Here is a 15,163-nt window from a genome sequence, read left to right on the forward strand (position 1 = left end):
GTGCCGCCATGAGCACCGCCCATCCCCGCAACCACGTCGTGGCCAATCCGGAAGGCTTGTCCGCTCACGCCGTCCTCGAGGCGTTCGCCGAGTGGGTGAACACGCGGATCGGCGAAGCCATGCGGATCGAGATGGACCTGGCGTTCCGCGACCGTCCGTTCGACGTCGAGGTTGGCCGTAGTCCCGCCCTGGTCGGCTGGGAGCACCGGTTCATCCAGCCCGGCGCCGCGCCCCCCAAGGGCAAGATGTGGACGGTCTATCGCTTGCACGACCAAGCCGGCCGTCCCGCCCAACTTCCGCGATCGGGAGACCTGGTCGAGGACCTGACGCCGCTGCTGGGCGAGCTGGGCTATCTGGGCGTGTTCGAGGACGGCGTGGCGATGTTCCCGGGTCTAGGCAAGCGCTCGTAGCCGTTCGTCAGGCGGTAGCGGGCTTTGGTGCGCTCAACGCCGCCGCCAAGGTCCCCAGCAGCGACACGACCGTCAACGGTTTGGGCGTCGCGCCGTCGAACACTGGATCCAGCGGGCCTGAACGCACATCGGCCGAGAAGGCGATGATCGGCGCGCCGGCGCTGGGCCCCTGCTCGGCCCGGATCCGCTGAGCCGCCGCGACGCCGTCCAGGCGTGGCATGCGCAGGTCCATCAGAATGGCGTCATAGACCGAGGCCGCCGCCGCCGCGACGCCTTCTTCCCCGTCCACGGCCTCGGCCACCTCGACACCCACGGCTTCCAGCACCGAGCGGACCAGTTCGCGGTTGCCGGCGTTGTCGTCGACGACCAGCACGCGACGCCCCGGCGGCGGCAGCGGGATGTCGTCCTCGCCATCCTGGTCGTCGTCGGCGGCGTGCGTCGGGCCGGCCAGGGCCGGGATTTCGAACCAGAAGCGCGCGCCCTCGCCCAGCGTGCTCTCGACACCGATCTCGCCGTCCATCAGCTCGACCAGCCCGCGCGAGATCGCCAGGCCAAGGCCGGTGCCGCCGTGCTCGCGGGTCAGGGCCGCGTCGATCTGGGCGAAGCGGGTGAAAATCAGCGCCTGGTCCTGCTGGGCTACGCCAGGGCCGGTGTCGGTGACGCTCATCCGCAGCCGGCCGATCTTGGGGTCATAGTCGGTCTCGAGCCGGACCTCGCCCACCTCGGTGAACTTCACGGCGTTGCCGATCAGGTTCAACAGAATCTGCCGCACACGTTCGGGATCGAGGTACAGCACCGGCGGCGCGCCGTCGTCGCCCACGGCGCGCAGCACCAGATCCTTGGCGGCGGCGTCGGGGGCCAGCATGTCCAGCACCTCGGCGACCAGATCGGTGATCGCCACGGGCCGCGAGCTCAGCTCGATGCGGCCCTGCTCCAGGCGCGAGAAGTCGAGGATGTCGTTGATCGTCGCCAGCAGGGTTCGACCGCCAGTGGCGATCCGGTCGACATAGCGCTGCCCCCGCGCGCTCAGGTTCGGCTCGTCGGTCAGCAGGTTGGCGAAGCCGATCACGGCGGTCAGCGGCGTGCGCAGCTCGTGGCTCATATTGGCCAGGAACTCCCCCTTCACCGCGGCGGCGGCCTCGGCGTCGGCGCGCGCGGCGCGCAACTGCATTTCCAGCGTCTTGCGGGCGGTGATGTCGCGGATGATGTCGGTGATGCCGGTCGGCTCGTCGGTAACCGGGTCGCAAGCGAGGGTCGGCCGCGACTCCAGCCAGATCATGCCGCCGTCCTTGCGGAAGGCGCGGTACTCGACGGTCTCGGCCGGCGGAGCCGCGACGCCCCTGGGCCAGTTGCGCTGGATCTCGACCACGCGCCGGATCGCAGGGCGATCATCCGGATGCAACGTCGCGAGATAACCCGTTCCCAGCAGGTCCTCGGGCTCGTAGCCCATGATCGAGAAGGCGGCCGGCGAGATGTAGGTCATCTGGCCGGTCAGGGTGCTGTGGGCGATGATGTCGAGGGCGCTTTCCGCCAACAGCCGGTAGCGGGCCTCGCTGCGTTCGGCGGCGGCCCCGGCCTCGACGAGATTGACCAAGATGGCGCGGCGCTGGCGCTGAAAGGCGGCCACGGGCAGGCTGACGAAGGTCGAGACGGCCAGGAACAGCTGCAGCACCGTCGACTGCGTACCCGTGCCGGCCAGGATCAGATGGATGGGCCCGCGACCGGCGATGGTCAGGACCAGGGCGATCGCCGCCACCAGCACCGCGCCGATGGCCGCGCCCAACACCTCTTGCCGCCAAGCGGCCAGCAGCATGACCGGCGGCACCAGAAACAGCAGCGGATATTTGGTCTGGGCGAAGACCACGGTCGTCATCAGGCCGCAGATCAGGATCGACAGCATGCCGTCGCGGGTCACCGGGCGCTCGCGCAGATAGAGGCCGGCCTTGAACAGAACCAGCAGGCACGGCCCGATGGTCAGCATGCCCAGGATGTCGTTCAGGACCCAGCCGACGACATTGCCCAGCAGGTCGCCGCCACGCAGCAGGGTGAGCAGCGACGAGGCCATGGTTCCGACGATCATCGGCGCCAGGAACCCGCCCAGCAGGACGAAGGCCAGCATGTCGCGCGGCTTGCCCAGGTCGATCGACTCGCCCGTCACGCGCCGAACGGCGTAGGCCGCCAGAAGCGCCTCCGCCAGGTTCAGGCTCACCAGGATGACGTCGACCAGCGGGCTGTCGCCGGCGTGCGCGCCGGCGACCAAGGCGCCTACCGCCGCGCCGACCATCAGGGCCGGCCAGCGACGTGACGGCGACGACAGCAGGCAAGCGGCGAGGAAGCCGTTCGACAGCCAGATCGGCGTCACATGACCGTAGGCGCGGGGAACCTCGACACAGAGATAGGCCAGAAAGGCAAAGCCAAATGCGACGCCCACGGCGACCAACAGCGTGGTCGCCAAGTCGCCGCGGGTCTTGGGTCCGATCGTCGGGTGCTCGACCATGCTTTGAACCGGCCGGTCGGGAATCTCCGGCGGCTCAAGTTATTTCATCTCAAACGCACGGAAGCCAGAAGAGCTTGGGAGAACGGCGGTTTCATCCGCATTTGACTTCCTGGACGACACCGGTCTCGGCGTTGAACAAGATATTCAGGCGATCGGCGCGGTAGTCCATGGTCACGGGACAGGTGGTGCAGGCCACCCGCCAGCGCGAGGGATCCACCGGGGCCGGCAGGCTGGTGCGCGGCTTGCCGACGAAGGCCTGGGCGTCCTTCAGGCCGCACTGGTCCTTCTCGGCCTCGGCGACCGGCGGCTTGGCCGGCAGGGCGATGGCCGGCGGTGCGGTAGGCGTGCTGGGCGGCGGCGGCGGCGCGGGCTCGGGCGCGCTGGAGCACGAGGCCAGGAGCATCCCCAGGACCAGGGCCGACAAGACGCGCTTCATGCCTGCTTCTCCCAACCGCGTTCGGCGCCCTGGCGCCAGTAGGACACCGGATGCCCGGCCTTCTTGAACACCGACCAGCGCCCGCGCGCCTGCGCCAGCGCTTGGTCGTCCCTGCCATCGAATAGCAGGATGCAGCGCGAAACCCCTGAAAGATCTCCAGGATCCGCCCCGTCGATCAGAAACAGCGCATCGCCCGCATTGGGATTGCCATCCTCGCCGGTCAGCAGCACCGGCTGGCGCTCGGCCATGGGCTCGCCGGTGACGCCGTGCGGCAGGAAGCTGTCCTCGCGATAGGTCCAAAGGTGCTGGTCCAGCGCCTCCAGCCGTCGCGGATCGCCGCCGCGCACCAGCGCCTTCCAGCCCCGTCCGAGCGTCTTCTCCAGAAGCTCTGGCAGCACCGCCTCGAGCGGCGAGCGCTCCAGGTGGTAGAACCAGACCTCGCAGGCGTTAGCGGTCATAAAAATTCCCTGTCATCCCGGGCGAAGCGTAGCGAAGACCCGGGACCGCCGGAAGCGCCTGCGTTTCGTGGCGGTCCCGGCTCGGCGCGCCGCGCGCTGGCCGGGATGACAGTTCTCATGGTTCAGCCTTCGTAGGCGTCGGCGACGAGGCGGTTCAGCAGGCGCACGCCAAAGCCGGCCGCGCCGTCCGGCACGGTCGGGTCGGTCGACGGCTTGCGCCAGGCCACCGAGGCGATGTCCAGGTGGGCCCACGGCGTGCCGTTGACGAACTTCTGCAGGAACAGGCCGGCGGTGATCGAGCCAGCCGGACGGCCGCCGATGTTCTTCATGTCGGCGATCGGGCTTTCGATCTGCTTCTCGTAGGCGGCTGGCAGCGGCAGGCGCCACAGGTTCTCGCGCTCGCTCTTGCCGGCCGCGAGAAGTTTTTCCGACAAGCCATCGTTATTGCTGAACAAACCGGCATAGTCATGACCCAGCGAGATGATGATCGCGCCGGTCAGGGTGGCCAGGTCGATCATGAACTGGGGCTTGAAGCGGTCCTGGCAGTACCAGAGCGCGTCGGCCAGCACGAGGCGGCCCTCGGCGTCGGTGTTGATGACCTCGATCGTCTGGCCCGACATCGAGGTGACCACGTCGCCCGGACGCTGGGCGTTACCGTCGGGCATGTTCTCCACGAGGCCCAGGATGCCGATGGCGTTGACCTTGGCCTTGCGGCCGGCCAGGGCGTGCATGACGCCGATCACGGCGGCCGCGCCGCCCATGTCCCACTTCATATCCTCCATGCCCTCGGCGGGCTTGATGGAGATGCCGCCGGTGTCGAAGCAGACGCCCTTGCCGACGAAGGCGATCGGCTGGGCCGACTTATCGGCGCCGCCCAGCCACTTCATGATCACCAGCTGGCTTTCGCGCACGCTACCCTGGCCAACGCCCAGCAGGCTGCCCATGCCGAGCTCGGCCATCGCGGCCTCCCCGAGCACCTCGACCTCGAGGCCCAAGCTCTCCAGGCTCTTGGCGCGCGCGGCGAATTCCTCGGGGTGCAGGATGTTGGCCGGCTCGGAGACCAGGTCGCGACTGAACAGGATCGCGTCGGCCAGGGCCGACAGCGGCTCATAGGCCTTCTGGGCCTTGACCGGATCGGCGGCGGCGACCTTGACGACCTGGACCGACGGCTTCTTCTCGGCCTTCTCGGTGGTGCGGTACTTGTCGAAGCGATAGGCGGCCAGGCGCGCGCCGAACGCGGCGCGGGCGGCGCTCTCGGCGTCGGCGCCCAGCTTCAGGACCAGTTCGGTGACGCCGGTGGTCTTCACCGCTTGATAAGCCGAGGCGGCGGCGGTCTCGACGGCTTCCGGCTCGACCGCGCCCGAGCCGTCGACGCCGACCAGCACCAGGCGGGCGGCCTCCAGGCCGTGAGGCGCGATGACGTCCAGGGTCTGACCCTTGGCGCCGGTGAAGCGGCCGCCGGCGATGGCGCGAGCCAGGGCGCCGCCCGTGGCCTCGTTGGCCGCCTTGGCTTCCGGCGACAGGGCCGCGCCCTCGTGAGCCAGGACCGCGAGGGCGGCCGTGGCGCCAGCCTGGGTGTCGACGGGGACGAACTCGATACGCATGCCGCGCTCCTGCATATGGGCGACTCGAACGGCGCGTCGCGACGGCGCGGCCGCTTCTTGATCCAAGGCGGCATAGTCCAATGCCGCGCCTTAGAAAAGGCTCCGTTCGCCCCCACTCGGGACAGTCAAGTTAGGTCCCCGGTTGTGCCGACGCAAAGCCCCCGTGTAGAACGACGCATCTTCGGGGTTCGTCCCACGAATCCATCCGCCCCGAACGTCCCCGCATGCGCCTCATAGAACGTTATCTTTTCCGCCAGTTGCTGGGCCCGACGCTTCTGGCGACCGCGGCGCTGGTGGCGCTCGCCCTGTTGGCGCGCAGCCTGTCGGAATTCGACGTCCTGGTCGAACAGCGCCAGAGCGCCTTGGTTTTCCTGAAGATCATCGTCCTGGCCTTGCCCCAGCTGCTGGGCATCATGATGCCGCTGGCCCTGTTCGTGGCCGCGCTGGTGGCGCTGAACCGGCTGCACACCGAGCAGGAGATCGTGGTCTGCTTCGCCGGTGGCATGAGCCGCTGGAGCGTGATCTCGCCGGCCATGCGCCTAGCGGTGATGGCGGCCCTTGTCTCGCTGATCAGCGGCCTGTGGCTGCAACCCTGGAGCGCCCGGCAGATCCGCGAGACCGCCTTCGAGATCAAGACCGACGTGGCCTCGACCCTCGTCCAGCCGGGCCAGTTCACCGAGCCGGGTCCGGGGCTGACCGTCTATGCGCAGTCGATCGACCGCGACAACAAGATCCAGAACCTCTTCATCCACCAGGAACTGCCCAACGGCGCGGCCTCGACCTATTCGTCGCGCGAGGCCGAGATCGCCACCCGCCGGGGCGAGCCGGTGCTGATCATGCGCCACGGCTCCAACCAGCAGTTCTCGCGCCAGGGCGTGCTGCAGTACACCTCGTTCGACGAATATACCTTCGACCTCTCCAGCCTCACCCACGGCGACGAGCTGCTGCACTACAAGATCGCCGACCGCTATCCGCACGAGCTGTTCTTCCCGGACATGACCCAGGAATGGGAGCAGCGGAACGCGGGCAAGATGCTGGCCGAGGGCCATTCGCGTTTCGCCGGGCCGCTCTACAACATCGCCCTGATGACCATGGCCTTGGCCGCCGTGCTGGGCGGCTCGTTCAGCCGCATGGGCTATGGCAAGCGGATGGCCGCCGTGGGCGCGGCCGCGGGCGTCGTGCGCATCGTCGGCTTCGGCGTGCAGGCGGCCTGCGAGGACAGCGCCTGGCTGAACATCCTGCAATATGTCGTGCCGCTGGCCGCGATGTGGTGGGGCCTGTCGCAGATCTTCCGCCAGAAGGTCTCCACGCGTCGCAAGGCCAAGCTGGCCAAGGCCGCCTCGGCCTGGGCGGGAGCGGCCTGATGACCATGGGCATGCTGGAACGCTACGTTCTCAAGCGCACCATGAGCGCCCTCGTGGGCGCCCTGGCGGTGCTGGGCGCGATGGTGATGCTGATCGCCTTCGTCGACATCGCGCGCAACGTCGGCACGCGCGCCGACGCCAGCTTCTTCCAGCTTCTGTATCTGACCATCCTGCAGGCCCCGGCCACCATCCTGGTGCTGGCCCCGTTCGTCTTCCTGTTCGGCACCATGTGGGCCTTCGTCGAGCTCAACCGCCGCAGCGAGCTGATCGCCATGCGCGCAGCCGGCGTCTCGGCCTGGCGCTTCATCATGCCGGCGGCCTCGGCCTCGTTCGTGATCGGCCTCCTGACCATCACCCTGCTCAATCCGCTGACCACGGCCATGACCGCCAAGTTCGAGTCCGAGCGCGACATGGTGATGAACGGCTATCTGAAGGAAGCGCCCAAGGGCACATGGCTGCGCCAGGGCGACGACAAGACCCAGATCGTCATCCGCGCTCGGGCCCGCGACATCGTCGACGGTTCGGTGCGGCTGAAGGGCGTGTCGCTGTTCGTCTACAGCCTCAACAACAAGGGCGTGATGGACTTCACGCGCCGCATCGAGGCCAACGAGGCCAAGCTGGAGCCGGGCTTCTGGCGCCTGACCGGCGTGCGCGAGGCCACGCCCGGGGCCGGGGCCATCCGCTCGGATAGCCTGTCGATTCCCTCGAACCTGGACGATCGCACGGCGTCCGAGCGATTCAACACGCCCCAGGCGGTGGCCCTGTGGCGTCTTCCCGCCACGATCCAGCGCACCGAGGACGCCGGCTTCTCGGCCGCGCCGTTCAAGCTGCGCCTGCAGCAGGACCTGGCCACGCCCCTGCTGTTCGCGGCCATGTCGGTGCTGGCGGCGGCGTTTTCGCTGCGCCTGATGCGCCTGGGCGGCTTGGCGGCCCTGGCCGGCTCTGGCGTCGCGCTGGGCTTCGGATTCTTTTTCTTCAACGAGCTGTGCAGCACGTTGGGCAAGGCGGACGTTCTGGCCCCGTCCATCGCCGCCTGGACGCCGCCGATCATCGCGATTTTGGCGGGCTTCACTTTGCTTTGCTATACGGAAGATGGGTGAGTCATTGCTTCCAAGGTCGTCCATGACTGAAACGCGTCACAGCGCCGCTTGCCGCATGCTGCTCCTGGGCAGCGCGGCGTCGTGGACGCTCGCCTGCGCGGGCGTCGCCCACGCCCAGCAAAGCCTGGTCTCGATCCCGCCGACGCCGGTGGTTTCGGCCGCGCCGTCCGATGGACTGGGCGATGAGGGCTACTATCTGGAATCGGACCTGCTGGTCCGCGACGACAAGAACCAGATCATGACCGCGACGGGCTCGGTCGAGGCCCGCTACCAGGGCCGCACCCTGCGCGCCGACAAGGTGGTCTATGACAACAAGACCGGCGCGGTGACCGCCGACGGTCACGTCCAGATCATCAATCCCGACGGCACGGCCGAGTTCGCCGATCACTTCGAAGCCGACAAGGACTTCAAAGCCGGCTTCGCGCGCAACTTCGCCGCCCGCCTGGACCAGAACATGAAGGTGGCTTCCGCCACCGCCGTGCGCCGCAACGCCAACATCCAGGAGCTGAACAAGGCGATCTACACGCCTTGCGAGGTCTGCGCCGAGCACCCGAAGCCGACTTGGTCGGTCTCGGCCGACCGGATCGTCCAGGATAAGAAGCGTCAGCTGATCTACTACAAGAACGCGGTGATCCACCTGTGGGGCGCGCCGATCCTGTACATGCCGCTATTCTGGCACCCCGACCCGCAGGCCAAGCGCAGCTCGGGCTTCCTGGCCCCCAAGATCGACTTCTCCAAGGGCCGGGGCATTTCCTACAACCAGCCCTATCTCTATGTGATCTCGCCGTCGTCGGACGTGATCCTGACCCCGCAGATCAACAGCCAGGTCAATCCGTTCCTGAACGTGAATTACCGCAAGCGCTTCTACTCGGGCATGCTCGAGGCGCGGGGCGGCTTCACCTACGACAAGGAATTCGACATCCACGGTGACCGCTTCGGCGAAAACACCCTGCGCAGCTACATCCTGGCCCACGGCAAGTTCGACATCGACCAGCACTGGAAGTGGGGCTTCTCGGCCGAACGCGTCTCCGACGCCCTGCTGTTCGACAAGTACAAGGTCAACGACGTCTACCAACAGCGCGGCCTGTTCACGAGCGACGACCACAGGCTGGTCTCGCAGCTGTACACCACGCGCCAGGACGCCCGCTCGTGGCTGTCGGTCTCGGCCGTCTCGGTCCAGGGCCTGCGCGTGGTCGGCATCAATTCGGCGACCAACTCGGCCAACGCCTTCGAGAACAGCGGCGCCTTCCCGCTGATCGGCCCCTTGGTCGAGGCCCGCTGGGAGCCAAACGCTCCTGTCCTGGGCGGGCGCCTGCGCCTGCAGGGCTCGGGCGTGATGCTGAACCGCTCGGAATCGCAATACGGCGAAGCCCCCTACTTCCTGGGCGCCTACAAAGGCCAGAATGGCGTCGACTCCAGCCGCGCCAGCGTCAAGGCCGACTGGCGCGCCAGCACCATCGTCGGCAACGGCTTGAAGATCTCGCCGTTCGCTCAGGCGCGCGGCGACGCCTATTCGATCAAGACCTACGTCACCCCCGCGGCGGCGGCCCTGGGCGACGACGCCAAGGAAACCTATACCCGCACCCTCGGCGTCGGCGGCGTCGATTTCAGCTTGCCGTTCTACAAGCCGCTCACCAACGGCGGCAGCATCGTGCTGGAGCCCCTGGCCCAGGTGGCCGTCGGCTCGGACAGCTCGCGCGTGCCGGTGGTCGTCGCCCGCAACGGGACGACCAGCTACCTCTACAACGAGGATAGCGCGACGCTGGAGTTCGACGAGACCAACCTGTTCCAGGCCAACAAGTCGCCCGGCTTCGACCTGTATGAAGGCGGCCAGCGCGTCAACGTCGGCGGTCGCGCCACCTACAGCCTGCCCGACGGCCGCGGCGGCAGCATCCTGGTCGGCCGCAGCTTCCGCACCAAGTTCGACCCGCTGCTGCCGGCCCGCACCGGCCTGCAGAGCAAGTCGTCGGACTGGATCGTGGCGGCCACCGTCACGCCGGTCCACGGGATCAACGCCTTCGTGCGCACGCGCCTCGACGCCCAGACCCAGGAGATCCACCGGATCGAAACGGGCTTGGACGCCTATACAAAGCGCGCCAGCGGTTCGGTCCGCTACCTGAAGGACGAGCTGGACTCCAACGGCTCCCGCCAGGAAAGCTTCGAAGTCCGCGGCGAGGTCAAGCTGACCAAACGCTTCTCGCTGACCACCTTCGGGCAGCGCGACATGGTCTACGACGTCTGGCGGCGCCGGGACGTGGGCGTCGCCTACCAGGACGACTGCATTCGCATCGACGTGATCTACCAGCAGGAAGACCGCTACGCCTCGACGGCCAGCGGCCTGCGGCTGCAGCCCGATCGAACCATCGTGTTCCGCCTAACGCTCGCCACATTAGGTGATACAGGGTACAGCTCGAACTAAGTAACCGCGCTTGGGGGGCGTGCGGGGCGGCCCGCATGCCTTGCATGCACGCCTCGGGGGCGACGGCCGAAAGGAAAAAACGCCGGCTTCGGCGTCGCCGCTCCCGAACACAAGATAAACCGACCGCGCTCCCGAGGGGGCGGCCTGGGCCTAGAGGAACGACACTATCCATGCGGTCTGCGCGTAGCGTTACGACTTTCGCGGCCGGCGCCGCGTCCATTCTCGCCCTGACCGTGGCGGGCCTCGGCTTGCCGGCCCTGGCCCAGGAGCAACCCGCGGCCCAGCAGCCCGCGCCCGAGGTCGCGGCCCCGCCCGCCGCCGCGCCGGCTCCGGCCGCGCCGCAGCCGCTGTCGGAAAGCGTCTCGGCCGTCGTCAACGACGACATCATCTCCAGCTACGACGTGATGCAGCGCATGCGCCTGCTGATGGCGACCTCGGGGATGCAGCCGACCCAGGAGAACCTGCCCCAGATCGAGCAGGAAGCCTTGCGTTCGCTGATCGACGAGCGCCTGCAGATGCAGGAGCTGAAGCGCGTCGAGAAGCAGCAGAAGATCACGATCATCTCGACCGACAAGGAGGTCGACGAGCAGATCGCCGATATCGCCCAGTCCAACAAGATGACCGCGGACCAGCTGAAGCAGTCGCTGGTCGCCCAGGGCATCGGCCTGGAGACCTGGCGCGCCCAGTTGCGCGCGGACTCCAGCTGGCAGTCCTGGATCCAGGGCCGCTACGGTTCGCGCCTGCGCATCGGCGAGGACCAGATCAAGGCCTATCAGCGCCGTCTGGCCGAGTCCGCCGCCAAGCCGCAGTACCAGATCAGCGAAGTGTTCCTGGACGCCAACCGCGTCGGCGGCATGGAAGTCGCCAACAACGGCGCGGCCCAACTGATCACCCAGATGCAGCAGGGCGCGCCGTTCGCCGCCGTCGCCCGCCAGTTCTCGGGCTCGGCCACCGCCGCCAATGGCGGCGACGTAGGCTGGGTCAACCAGGGCGAGATGCCGCCCGAGGTCGACGCCGCCCTGGAGCAGCTGCGCCCCGGCCAGCTGTCGAAGCCGATCCAGGTCAAGGATGGCGTCTACATCATCTACCTGCGCGACAAGCGCGCCGGCTCCAAGACCGCGATCGTCGATCTGAAGCAGGTCGCCGCCCCGCTGGCCGCCGACGCCACCGAGGCCCAGGTCGCCGCGGCCACCAAGCTGCTGACCGACCTCAAACCCAAGATCACCAGCTGCGCGAGCCTAGAGGCCACCGCCGGCAAGGTCGACGGCCTAGTCGCCGGCGACCTCGGCGAGGCCGAGATCACCGACCTGGCGCCGGCCTTCCAGGAGGCGGCCAACAAGCTGGAGGTCGGCCAGATCTCGGACCCGATCCGCACCGACGCCGGCATGCACCTGATCGCCGTCTGCGGTAAGCGCCAGGGCGGCGCCAACGCCCCGTCGCGCGACCAGATTGAGAACCGCCTGCGCGGCCAGCAACTGGCGCTGATCGCCAAGCGCTATCTGCGTGACCTGCGCAATCAGGCCACCATCGAGACTCGGTGAACGCGCGGGTGACGGACCGTCCCCTCGCCCTCAGCGCCGGTGATCCGGCCGGCGTCGGCGCGGAGATCATCGCCAAGGCCTGGCAAGCCCTCCGCCATGAAGGGCCGCCCTTCGTCGTGGTGGGCGACGCCCAGCTGCTGGCCTCGGCCGGCGGCGGGGTGAAGGTCCGCGCGGTGACCGGCCCGCAAGAGGGCCTACGCGCCTTCTCCGAGGCCTTGCCGGTCATCGACATTCCCCTGCTCTCGCCGGTCATTTCCGGCCAGCCCTCGCCCGCCTATGCGCCGCAGGTGATCCGCTGGATCGAGACAGGCGTCGGCCTGTCCCTGTCCGGCGCCGTCAGCGGCCTGGTGACGGCCCCGATCGCCAAGGCCCCGCTGTACGAGGCCGGCTTCAAGTTTCCGGGCCACACCGAATTCCTGGCCGAGCTGACCGCCGCCGCCCGCTTCGAAGGCGCGCGCGGGCCGGTGATGATGCTGGCCGCCAGCGACCTGCGCGCCACGCTGGTGACCATCCACACCAGCCTCGCCAAGGTCCCGGGCGCCCTGACCATCGAGGCCATCGTCAACAGCGGCCTGGTCACCGCCGAGGCCCTGCGTCGCGATTTCGGGATCAAGACCCCGCGCCTGGCCGTCGCCGCCCTGAACCCCCACGCCGGCGAAGGCGGAGCCCTGGGCCGCGAGGAGATCGAGATCATCGCTCCGGCGGTGCGTGTGCTGCAGGACCGGGGCGTCGACGCCGTCGGTCCCGCCCCGGCCGACACGTTGTTCCATCCGGAAGCCCGCGTCCGCTACGACGGCGTCCTCTGCATGTACCACGACCAGGCCCTGATCCCGGTCAAGATGCTGGACTTCTGGGGCGGCGTGAACGTCACCCTGGGCCTGCCGATCGTGCGCACCTCGCCCGACCACGGCACGGGCTTCGACATCGCTGGACGCGGCGTGGCCCGTCCCGATAGCCTGATCGCCGCCATCCAGCTGGCGGCTCAGATCGCCGCCCGCCGCGACGCCTGAGAAGATCCCAGGGAAAGACACGAGATGAGCCTGGCCGACCTGCCGCCCCTGCGCGAGGCCCTGGAGCGCCACGACCTGCTGGCGCGCAAGAGCTTTGGCCAACACTTCCTGCTGGACCTCAACATTACCCGCAAGATCGCCCGCATGGCCCAGGTTGGCGAAGGCGACACGGTGCTGGAGGTCGGCCCTGGTCCCGGCGGTCTGACGCGGGCCCTGCTCGAAACCGGCGCGCGCGTCGTGGCGGTCGAGAAGGACAGCCGCTTCCTGCCACTGCTGTCCGAACTGGCCGAGGTCGCCGACGGCCGACTGGAGCTGGTCGAGGGCGACGCCTTGAAGGTCGACGGGGCCAAGGCCGCCGGCGGAGCGGCGCACGTGGTCTCCAACCTCCCCTACAATGTCGGCACCCAGTTGTTGATCAACTGGCTGACCGGGCCGTTCAAACCGCTGTCGATGACCCTGATGTTCCAGAAGGAGGTCGCCGACCGTATCGTCGCGCAAGCCGACGACGACGCCTATGGCCGCCTGGCGGTGATCTCTCAGACGCTGTGCGAGGCCAGGACCGTGATGGACCTGCCGGCCAAGGCCTTCACGCCGCCGCCCAAGGTCGCCTCGGCCGTGGTCCGGCTGGTTCCCCGGCCCGATCCGCCGCCCGCCGACATCATCGCCGCTTTGGAACGCGTCACCGCCGCCGCCTTCGGCCAGCGCCGCAAGATGCTGCGCTCCAGCCTCAAGGGCCTGGGTGGCGCGGCGCTCTGCGAAAGGGCCGGCGTCAGCCCCGACGCTCGCGCCGAGGTCATCGACCTGGCAGGTTTCCTGGCCCTGGCCAAGGCGAGCTTGACTTAGAGCGTGCCAGCCGAAAGTGTGAGCTGGTCTCGGCGCCTGCCACGCTCTCAATGTTTGAAATAGAGCCTGTTCATCCGTTCTGATGATTCCGTCAGCAGCGGACAGACTCTAAGCTTCAGCTTGGGTTCATCTTCAGTCGCGCTTCCTGGCGCGGGCGGCGAACGTCCGTGCCTGAGGAGCCGTCCATGATCGTCCGCCTGACCATCGCCTGCGCCCTGCTCGGCTTCTCGGCCCTGGCTATCCTCGTCTAGGGCCCCTCTCGCCTACGGCTCGAACGCCTCGATGATCGGGCATGGGCCGGCGTCCGAGGCCACGCAGGCGCGGGCCAGGCGCGCCAGGGCCGTCCGCGCCGCCTGAAGCTCAGCGATCTTGGCGTCCAGCGCCGCGATCCGTTCGTGGGCCAGGTCGCGGGCTCGCGCGTGGTCTTGGCCCGCGTCGAGATTCAGCAATTCGCCGATCTGCTCCAGCGTGAACCCCGCGGCCTGGGCCGAGCGGATGAAGCGCAGCCGCCGGACGTCCTCGGCGTCGTAACGCCGGACCCCGCCCGACAGCGCCGAACCCTCAGCCCTGTCGGGCGTTCGGAGCAGGCCCCGGCGCTGATAGTAGCGCACCGTCTCCACGCCAACGCCGCCTTCACGCGCCAGCCCCGCGATCGTCACCGCCATGCCTTGACTCCGTACCATGGTACGGAACCTACATGGGGTGGGCCAAATCGCCAAAGGAGTGATGCGATGCGTCCCGCCAAAAAAGCCGTGCTCTATCGCATGGTCATGCCCGAGCACGTCTGTCCGTACGGGCTGAAGGCGCGGCGCCTGTTGAAAGCCAAGGGCTACGACGTCGAGGACCGCTGGCTGCGCACCCGCGCCGAGACGGACGCCTTCAAGACCAAACACGACGTGGCGACCACGCCCCAGGCCTTCATCGAGGGCCAGCGGATCGGCGGCTATGACGATCTGCGCAGGCGCTTCGGCTTGAAGGTCCGCGACCCCAAGGCCTTGACCTATACGCCGGTGCTCGCCGTGTTCGCGGTCGCCGCGCTCATGGCCCTGGCGGCCAGCCAAGCGGCCTTCGCAACGCCGCTGACGGTACAGGCCGCCGAATGGTTCGTCGCTTTCAGCATGAGCCTGCTGGCGATGCTGAAGCTGCGCGACGTCGAAACCTTCTCGACCATGTTCCTGAACTACGACATCCTGGCTCGTCGCTGGGTTCCTTACGGCTATGTCTATCCGTTCGCCGAGCTGGCCGCGGGCGTTCTGATGGCGGCAGGCGTGCTGACCTGGCTATCGGCGCCGCTGGGCCTGGCCATCGGCGGGATCGGGGCGGTGTCGGTGTTCAAGGCGGTCTACATCGACAAACGCGAGCTGAAATGCGCCTGCGTCGGCGGCGACAGCAACGTGCCGTTGGGCTTCGTCTCTCTGACCGAAAACCTGATGATGGCGGCCATGGCCGTCTGGATGCTGCTGGCCCGCCACGCCTGATAC

Annotated in this window: 13 protein-coding genes; 8 read left to right on the forward strand and 5 right to left on the reverse strand. The window is 68.3% G+C overall.

The window, feature by feature from the left end:
• The first annotated feature begins 8 nt into the window (after window positions 1-8).
• Window positions 9-410 (forward strand): hypothetical protein, encoded by a 402-nt coding sequence (locus tag ABIC66_RS11410; protein WP_354070376.1) that lies wholly within the window; start codon window positions 9-11, stop codon window positions 408-410.
• Between the two features lie 7 nt (window positions 411-417).
• On the opposite strand, the gene ABIC66_RS11415 is transcribed toward ABIC66_RS11410, so the two are convergent.
• From ABIC66_RS11415 to ABIC66_RS11430, 4 genes are all read right to left on the reverse strand, one after another.
• Window positions 418-2,907 (reverse strand): MASE1 domain-containing protein, encoded by a 2,490-nt coding sequence (locus ABIC66_RS11415; protein ID WP_354070378.1) that lies wholly within the window; start codon window positions 2,905-2,907, stop codon window positions 418-420.
• A gap of 91 nt (window positions 2,908-2,998) precedes the next feature.
• Window positions 2,999-3,343: a peptidase inhibitor I78 gene (locus ABIC66_RS11420; protein ID WP_354070379.1), complete on the reverse strand. Its 345-nt coding sequence runs from the start codon at window positions 3,341-3,343 to the stop codon at window positions 2,999-3,001.
• A complete protein-coding gene (locus ABIC66_RS11425; protein ID WP_354070381.1) occupies window positions 3,340-3,801 on the reverse strand; it encodes a DNA polymerase III subunit chi in 462 nt (153 codons plus the stop codon). The genes ABIC66_RS11420 and ABIC66_RS11425 overlap by 4 nt, the downstream gene beginning before the upstream one ends.
• 122 nt (window positions 3,802-3,923) lie before the next feature.
• The gene (locus ABIC66_RS11430; RefSeq protein ID WP_354070383.1) at window positions 3,924-5,405 is read right to left on the reverse strand and encodes a leucyl aminopeptidase; all 1,482 of its coding nucleotides are present in this window, start codon (window positions 5,403-5,405) and stop codon (window positions 3,924-3,926) included.
• Between the two features lie 224 nt (window positions 5,406-5,629).
• Between ABIC66_RS11430 and lptF the strand changes: the two genes are divergently transcribed.
• The 6 genes from lptF to rsmA all read left to right on the forward strand — a co-directional run bounded on the left by lptF (window position 5,630) and on the right by rsmA (window position 13,682).
• Entirely contained in the window at window positions 5,630-6,769 is a 1,140-nt protein-coding gene (gene lptF, locus ABIC66_RS11435) for an LPS export ABC transporter permease LptF (protein WP_354070384.1), read from the forward strand.
• Window positions 6,769-7,869 carry an LPS export ABC transporter permease LptG gene (gene lptG, locus ABIC66_RS11440; protein WP_354070386.1) on the forward strand — a complete coding sequence of 367 codons (1,101 nt, stop codon included), beginning with the start codon at window positions 6,769-6,771 and terminating at the stop codon, window positions 7,867-7,869. Before lptF ends, lptG begins: the two co-directional genes overlap by 1 nt.
• Window positions 7,862-10,288: an LPS-assembly protein LptD gene (locus ABIC66_RS11445; RefSeq protein ID WP_354070388.1), complete on the forward strand. Its 2,427-nt coding sequence runs from the start codon at window positions 7,862-7,864 to the stop codon at window positions 10,286-10,288. Before lptG ends, ABIC66_RS11445 begins: the two co-directional genes overlap by 8 nt.
• A gap of 170 nt (window positions 10,289-10,458) precedes the next feature.
• On the forward strand, window positions 10,459-11,829 hold the full coding sequence (locus ABIC66_RS11450) for a peptidylprolyl isomerase (protein ID WP_354070390.1): 1,371 nt from the start codon (window positions 10,459-10,461) through the stop codon (window positions 11,827-11,829).
• Window positions 11,830-11,837: 8 nt separating this feature from the next.
• Window positions 11,838-12,839, forward strand: coding sequence for a 4-hydroxythreonine-4-phosphate dehydrogenase PdxA (gene pdxA / locus ABIC66_RS11455; protein ID WP_354070392.1), 1,002 nt, complete (start codon window positions 11,838-11,840; stop codon window positions 12,837-12,839).
• Window positions 12,840-12,863: 24 nt separating this feature from the next.
• Complete coding sequence (rsmA, locus tag ABIC66_RS11460; protein ID WP_354070394.1) at window positions 12,864-13,682, forward strand: 16S rRNA (adenine(1518)-N(6)/adenine(1519)-N(6))-dimethyltransferase RsmA; 819 nt, start codon at window positions 12,864-12,866, stop codon at window positions 13,680-13,682.
• Window positions 13,683-13,945: 263 nt separating this feature from the next.
• Here rsmA and ABIC66_RS11465 read toward each other — a convergent pair whose 3' ends face one another.
• The gene (locus tag ABIC66_RS11465; RefSeq protein ID WP_354070396.1) at window positions 13,946-14,347 is read right to left on the reverse strand and encodes a MerR family DNA-binding protein; all 402 of its coding nucleotides are present in this window, start codon (window positions 14,345-14,347) and stop codon (window positions 13,946-13,948) included.
• Window positions 14,348-14,413: 66 nt separating this feature from the next.
• Here ABIC66_RS11465 and ABIC66_RS11470 point away from each other — a divergent pair, with 66 nt between their 5' ends.
• On the forward strand, window positions 14,414-15,160 hold the full coding sequence (locus ABIC66_RS11470; protein ID WP_354070398.1) for a MauE/DoxX family redox-associated membrane protein: 747 nt from the start codon (window positions 14,414-14,416) through the stop codon (window positions 15,158-15,160).
• Window positions 15,161-15,163 lie beyond the last annotated feature (3 nt).

Source organism: Caulobacter sp. 1776 (genome assembly GCF_040545685.1).
GTDB lineage: Bacteria > Pseudomonadota > Alphaproteobacteria > Caulobacterales > Caulobacteraceae > Caulobacter.

Bases quoted from the DNA above. Each gene is read 5' to 3' on its own strand.
- ABIC66_RS11410 (WP_354070376.1), top strand. From the start codon at position 9: ATGAGCACCGCCCATCCCCGCAACCACGTCGTGGCCAATCCGGAAGGC.
- ABIC66_RS11415 (WP_354070378.1), bottom strand. From the start codon at position 2,907: ATGGTCGAGCACCCGACGATCGGACCCAAGACCCGCGGCGACTTGGCG.
- ABIC66_RS11420 (WP_354070379.1), bottom strand. From the start codon at position 3,343: ATGAAGCGCGTCTTGTCGGCCCTGGTCCTGGGGATGCTCCTGGCCTCG.
- ABIC66_RS11425 (WP_354070381.1), bottom strand. From the start codon at position 3,801: ATGACCGCTAACGCCTGCGAGGTCTGGTTCTACCACCTGGAGCGCTCG.
- ABIC66_RS11430 (WP_354070383.1), bottom strand. From the start codon at position 5,405: ATGCGTATCGAGTTCGTCCCCGTCGACACCCAGGCTGGCGCCACGGCC.
- lptF (WP_354070384.1), top strand. From the start codon at position 5,630: ATGCGCCTCATAGAACGTTATCTTTTCCGCCAGTTGCTGGGCCCGACG.
- lptG (WP_354070386.1), top strand. From the start codon at position 6,769: ATGACCATGGGCATGCTGGAACGCTACGTTCTCAAGCGCACCATGAGC.
- ABIC66_RS11445 (WP_354070388.1), top strand. From the start codon at position 7,862: ATGGGTGAGTCATTGCTTCCAAGGTCGTCCATGACTGAAACGCGTCAC.
- ABIC66_RS11450 (WP_354070390.1), top strand. From the start codon at position 10,459: ATGCGGTCTGCGCGTAGCGTTACGACTTTCGCGGCCGGCGCCGCGTCC.
- rsmA (WP_354070394.1), top strand. From the start codon at position 12,864: ATGAGCCTGGCCGACCTGCCGCCCCTGCGCGAGGCCCTGGAGCGCCAC.
- ABIC66_RS11465 (WP_354070396.1), bottom strand. From the start codon at position 14,347: ATGGCGGTGACGATCGCGGGGCTGGCGCGTGAAGGCGGCGTTGGCGTG.
- ABIC66_RS11470 (WP_354070398.1), top strand. From the start codon at position 14,414: ATGCGTCCCGCCAAAAAAGCCGTGCTCTATCGCATGGTCATGCCCGAG.